This window comes from Solemya velesiana gill symbiont (assembly GCF_002020805.1).
Classification (GTDB): Bacteria; Pseudomonadota; Gammaproteobacteria; order Chromatiales; family Chromatiaceae; genus Sedimenticola_A.
This window is the reverse complement of record NZ_MPRJ01000113.1, coordinates 1-5,043: the sequence shown is the minus strand read 5'-3', so window position 1 is coordinate 5,043 and position 5,043 is coordinate 1. Positions and strand designations below refer to the sequence as shown.

Sequence of the window (5,043 nt, the reverse complement as noted above, 5' to 3'; positions counted from 1 at the left end):
CCACAAGAGGCTATCGATCACCGAATGAATTATTTATGGGGCGGCAAGTAGATTTGCTTGCTGCGTAATTGAATTGCAGTTATTACTTGAAACCGCCCACTATGGAAACATTAGAAACAGGAAAAGTGCGGATCACCCCGGAGGAAAACCAATACCTGCTGTTTACTTTATACAACGATGGTGAAGTTACCTCTGATGACATGTCAGACATCAGAGAGTACCTGGCCCAGTTTGACGGGAAGGTCTCGCTTCTGGTCCTGAGAGAGAGCTATTACTCTTTCTCTTCTGAGGCGCTGTTAATCATGACGAGAGAGGCTGGATCTATGATCAATGCGGTTGCCTACGTTGATCGATCGCCCCAGGACAAGCTGTTGTCGGAATATGCGGAGAAGACATACCTGAGGAATATTCCGGTTCAATCGTTCCAGTCCCAGGACGAAGCCGCAAGCTGGTTCGAGCAGTATGGTCCCCTTCCGTCAAGGCTTTAGACTGTTTCGAATGTAGTGTCACTTCCCCTAACCAGGCGTCAGCCTGACGGCTGCGCCTGGAGGAGCATAGGATCAGTTGAGGGCCATGATCAGCAGGTAGATGCCGGTTACGGCGCCTACCGCAAGCAGGTGGAGCTCTGTCTCCGTACGGCGCTCCTCGCGGGTCACGTCGTATTTCATGATAGCGGGGATCAAACCGCGTACCTGGTCTCGCATGATGTATGAATTGTTTCTATGCATGGTCTCGCTCCTGTCGTGTACGGGCGGCTCCCTGGCCGGTAGGTAGTTCCTTTGTGTTCTCTCTATGTTCTGTACTCTAGCAGAAAGAGAACTAAAAGAGAATGTTTGATTTCAGGGCGTTATTTTTGTCCGTTCTTGGGTATAATCTGCGGCCACCATCGGGATTCGAACAGTCGGTATGCAACGCACTAAGATTGATGCCTGTGTAGAGGCGATCTGTAACAAAGGGTGTCAGGAAGTCCGCCAGGATATTTCTCTGCTGGAGCAGGGGGATAACCCACCCGAATTGAAGAACTTCACCAATGAAGAGCGTATGAAGGTTCTTACCGAACTGAAGACGATCATGGCTGTCTACGGTGACACCTGCCGTATATATAACAAAGCCCCCGTCTGTGGCAGTTTCTTCACCTACCGATTCACCACAATTCCAAATTTGATCAACTGACACGCCGAGCGACGTGCCGGTGACGTAGTATTCATTTTCACAGGATTAATACCCCCCTTTATGCAAAAAATAATCGACAAGATCGCACAGGAACTGGCTGTAGCCTCACAGCAGGTGAACGCCGGGGTTGAACTTCTGGATGAGGGCGCCACAGTGCCTTTCATCGCGCGCTATAGAAAAGAGAAGACCGGCGGTCTCGATGACATCCAGTTGCGCACCCTGGAAGAGCGACTCGGCTATCTGCGGGAACTCGAGGATCGGCGCGGCGTGGTGCTCAAGAGTATCGAGGAGCAGGGCAAGCTCACTGATGAGTTGAAGAAGGATATTATCGGGGCGGATACCAAAACCCGCCTCGAGGATCTTTACTTTCCTTACCAGCCCAAGCGTCGCACCAAGGCGCAAATTGCCCGTGAAGCGGGCCTGGAGCCCCTGGCTCTTGCGTTATTGGAGAATCAGGCGCTTGATCCTGAAGCCGAGGCCAAGGCCTACGTGGATGCGGATAAGGGTGTGGAGGACACCAAGGCGGCGCTGGACGGTGCACGCCAGATCCTGATGGAGCGATTTGCAGAGGATGCGGGGTTGATCGGAAAGCTGCGTGACTACCTCTGGGAGAATGGTGTCATCAAGTCCACTGTCATCGGCGGCAAGGAGAAGGAGGCGTCCAAGTTTTCGGATTATTCCGAATATGACGAGGCGATCAGCAAGATTCCGTCCCACCGGGCTCTGGCTCTTTTCCGCGGGCGCAATGAAGGCCTTTTGAACGTGGAACTGGTGGTGGACGAGGATGTTCAGGGCACCTCCCCCTGCGAATTGACCATCGCCCGCCAGGTTGGGGTGGAGGACAAGGGTAGGCCTGCCGATGGTTGGCTGAGGGATACCGTACGTTGGGCCTGGAAGGTAAAGATATTCACCCACCTGGACCTGGAGCTGAAGATGCGTCTTAGGGAGTCTGCAGAGGAGGAGGCGATCCGCGTCTTCGGAAGCAACCTGAAAGACCTGTTGCTGGCCGCACCGGCGGGGCACCTGGGCATAATCGGACTGGATCCGGGTTTGCGTACGGGCGTCAAGGTGGCAGTGGTAGACACCACAGGCAAGGTAGTGGATACGGCAACCATTTATCCTCATGCACCCAGGAAGCAGTGGGATGAGTCCATTTCACTGTTGGCGGCCCTGGCTAAAAAGCATGGTACGCAGCTGGTCAGCATCGGCAACGGCACCGCCTCCCGCGAGACCGACCGCTTGGCCTTGGAACTGATCAAGCGTCATCCCGAACTGAAGCTGCAGAAACTTGTAGTGAGCGAGGCGGGGGCCTCGGTCTACTCTGCATCAGAACTGGCCTCTTCAGAGCTGCCCGATCTGGATGTCTCCCTGCGCGGTGCCGTTTCCATTGCGAGACGTTTGCAGGACCCCCTGGCTGAACTGGTGAAGATCGATCCCAAGTCCATTGGTGTCGGGCAGTACCAGCACGATGTCAACCAGGTGCGCCTGGCACGTACCCTGGACAACGTGGTGGAGGATTGTGTGAACTCGGTTGGTGTGGATGTGAACACGGCTTCACCTGCACTGCTGGGCCAGGTATCGGGACTGAACAAGACACTGGCCGACAACATCGTGCAGTTCCGCAACGAGAACGGCGCCTTCAAAAACCGCAAGCAGCTTTTGAAGGTGCAGCGCCTGGGAGAAAAGACCTTTGAACAGGCAGCGGGCTTCCTGCGCATTACCAACGGAGACAATCCCCTGGATGCCTCCTCTGTACACCCTGAAGCCTATCCGGTTGTTGAGCGTATTCTGGCCGTTGCCGACAAGCCGATATCCGATGTGATTGGCGACCAGGGATTGTTACGCAAACTGCAGCCCGGGCAGTTCACTGATGAACAGTTCGGTATCCCCACGGTTACTGACATCATCAACGAGCTTGAGAAGCCCGGCCGTGACCCGCGTGGTGAATTCAAGACTGCCACTTTCCAGGAGGGAGTGGAGGAGATCTCCGACCTGAAGTCCGATATGGTTCTGGAAGGGGTAGTGACCAACGTTACCAACTTCGGTGCCTTTGTAGACGTGGGAGTTCACCAGGACGGCCTGGTGCATATCTCTGCCATGTCGGACAAGTTCATCAAGGATCCCCGTGAAGTGGTCAAGGCGGGTGACCTGGTCAAGGTAAAGGTGATGGAGGTGGACCTGGAGCGCCGTCGTATCGGTCTCTCGATGCGCCTGGCCGACAGAAGCGATGAACTGCAGCTCTCGACCAGGAGTTCCCGTCCGGCGCCTTCGAGACAGAAGCCGAAGACCAAGAAGCAAAGCCAGCAGAAGCAGAACGGCACCATGGCGGCTGCCTTTGCCAACGCGTTGAAGCGCTGACCTACTTATTAAAAGTATCTGTAGGAGCGCTGTCCCCAGTGCGATAAGCGCTATAATCTATGCAGATGGTGTTTATCGCCCGCAGGAGCGGGCTCCTACAGAAAAGACAATAAAAGGTTTTCTGATCTGTTAGAGGTCTGTTTGTATTGCGCGTTTGTATAAAGGTTGAAGTCACCAGTATCAAAGGGGCGGAACAGGGCGTGCCTGTCTTGCTGAAGCTGTTCGAACAACATGGCGTCAAAGCCAGCTTTCAGCTCAGCCTGGGGCCTGATTACTCATCTCATCCACTGAAGATACTGCCGTGGTATCTTTTATCCTGCGTGCCTGCAGCAAAAATCGGTGAGCAGGCGAAAGAACAGCTCAAGTCCATTCTTCAAGAAAGTCACGAAATAGGCATCGGTCCCTTTTTACCTGCAAGTTGGAGACGCAATGCCGCTTATGCCGATGAGGTTTTCACCCGAAACGATCTGATGCAATCACTGGAAGCTTTCCAGCATCTTTTCGACTCGCCACCCTCGTTTTTCGGTGCTGTGGATTGGCAGGTTAATCCACACCTGTTGAAGCTTGAAGAGGAGTTGGGTTTTAATCATGCCTGTGATGTGAGAGGTAAGATGGCTTTTCTGCCAAGCCTGCAGGATGTGTCATCAGGTTGTATTCAAATACCGACTACACTTCCGACAATTAATGAACTGTTGGCCAATCCTTCTGTTAATGAGCATAATGTTCACGAGTTTCTGTTTGCAGTGTCACAACGCGTACTGCCAAACGGCGAGGTGTTCTGTGTGAATGCCGAGCAGGAAGGCATTGAACGGTTAGTCATAATGGAACGTATAATCGTGATGTGGAAGGGCTCGCAATGGGAGTTCAAGACATTGGGTGAATTGGTTCAGTCGATCGGAAACGATAAGCCACCTTGGCACCAGGTCGGTTGGGCAGAAGTAGCAGGGCATGCTGGGCATGTCGCTATGCAGAGCTTAAAGGTAGTGTGATGGAGTTTGAGAGAAAGAAGAAGGATCGTGATCTGAGCGAAGCCGTCTATTCGGCAGAATCTGAAATTCATGGCACCGGGCTTTTTGCCAAGCGCAAGATAAAGAAGGGCGAGTACATCGGTACCTATCATGGTCCCAAGACCAGGAAGAACGGTACTTACGTGCTCTGGGTCTACGACCACGATGACGAGGAGAATGCCGAAGGCCGCGACGGAAAGAACCTGCTGCGTTACCTCAATCACTCAACGGAGTGTAATGCAGAGTTCGACGGTTACGATCTCTATGCACTGAAGAAGATCAGCCAGGATGATGAGATTACCTTCAACTATGGCGAAGAACCGCACTAGAGGCTTGTTGTCTGCAGGTAAAATCTTATTGTTGCTTGCGGATTAGCAATATTTCAGATCAGGGAAGAATCGTGCATCTAGTTGGTCACGCGTAAAGTTAACAATCGAATTGTGTAGCTTGATATAATGAGGCATGGCAAATAAAACAGCACCATTTTGTATCACAAAAGATGTCG

6 protein-coding genes are annotated in these 5,043 nt (G+C 52.8%); 5 read left to right on the top strand and 1 reads right to left on the bottom strand.

The features are described 5' to 3' along the window. Nucleotides 1-200 precede the first annotated feature (200 nt). Nucleotides 201-488, top strand: coding sequence for a DUF7793 family protein (locus BOW53_RS12370; RefSeq protein WP_135607109.1), 288 nt, complete (start codon nucleotides 201-203; stop codon nucleotides 486-488). Nucleotides 489-560: 72 nt separating this feature from the next. Here the strand turns inward: BOW53_RS12370 and BOW53_RS12880 are convergent, their stop codons facing one another. Further along, a complete protein-coding gene (locus BOW53_RS12880; protein WP_172838899.1) occupies nucleotides 561-728 on the bottom strand; it encodes a hypothetical protein in 168 nt (55 codons plus the stop codon). Between the two features lie 178 nt (nucleotides 729-906). Between BOW53_RS12880 and BOW53_RS12365 the strand changes: the two genes are divergently transcribed. The 4 genes from BOW53_RS12365 to BOW53_RS12350 all read left to right on the top strand — a co-directional run bounded on the left by BOW53_RS12365 (nucleotide 907) and on the right by BOW53_RS12350 (nucleotide 4,867). Next, nucleotides 907-1,173, top strand: a complete 267-nt coding sequence (locus BOW53_RS12365; protein WP_216641106.1) for a hypothetical protein — start codon at nucleotides 907-909, stop codon at nucleotides 1,171-1,173. 60 nt (nucleotides 1,174-1,233) lie between these two features. Then, on the top strand, nucleotides 1,234-3,531 hold the full coding sequence (locus tag BOW53_RS12360) for a Tex family protein (RefSeq protein WP_078488279.1): 2,298 nt from the start codon (nucleotides 1,234-1,236) through the stop codon (nucleotides 3,529-3,531). Between the two features lie 209 nt (nucleotides 3,532-3,740). After that, the gene (locus BOW53_RS12355) at nucleotides 3,741-4,520 is read left to right on the top strand and encodes a polysaccharide deacetylase family protein (protein WP_135607108.1); all 780 of its coding nucleotides are present in this window, start codon (nucleotides 3,741-3,743) and stop codon (nucleotides 4,518-4,520) included. Then, a complete protein-coding gene (locus BOW53_RS12350; protein ID WP_078488277.1) occupies nucleotides 4,520-4,867 on the top strand; it encodes an SET domain-containing protein in 348 nt (115 codons plus the stop codon). The genes BOW53_RS12355 and BOW53_RS12350 overlap by 1 nt, the downstream gene beginning before the upstream one ends. The last annotated feature ends 176 nt before the right edge of the window (nucleotides 4,868-5,043 follow it).

Excerpts from the sequence above, each read along its gene's own strand:
- BOW53_RS12370 (WP_135607109.1), top strand. The coding sequence starts at position 201 with ATGTCAGACATCAGAGAGTACCTGGCCCAGTTTGACGGGAAGGTCTCG.
- BOW53_RS12880 (WP_172838899.1), bottom strand. The coding sequence starts at position 728 with ATGCATAGAAACAATTCATACATCATGCGAGACCAGGTACGCGGTTTG.
- BOW53_RS12365 (WP_216641106.1), top strand. The coding sequence starts at position 907 with ATGCAACGCACTAAGATTGATGCCTGTGTAGAGGCGATCTGTAACAAA.
- BOW53_RS12360 (WP_078488279.1), top strand. The coding sequence starts at position 1,234 with ATGCAAAAAATAATCGACAAGATCGCACAGGAACTGGCTGTAGCCTCA.
- BOW53_RS12350 (WP_078488277.1), top strand. The coding sequence starts at position 4,520 with ATGGAGTTTGAGAGAAAGAAGAAGGATCGTGATCTGAGCGAAGCCGTC.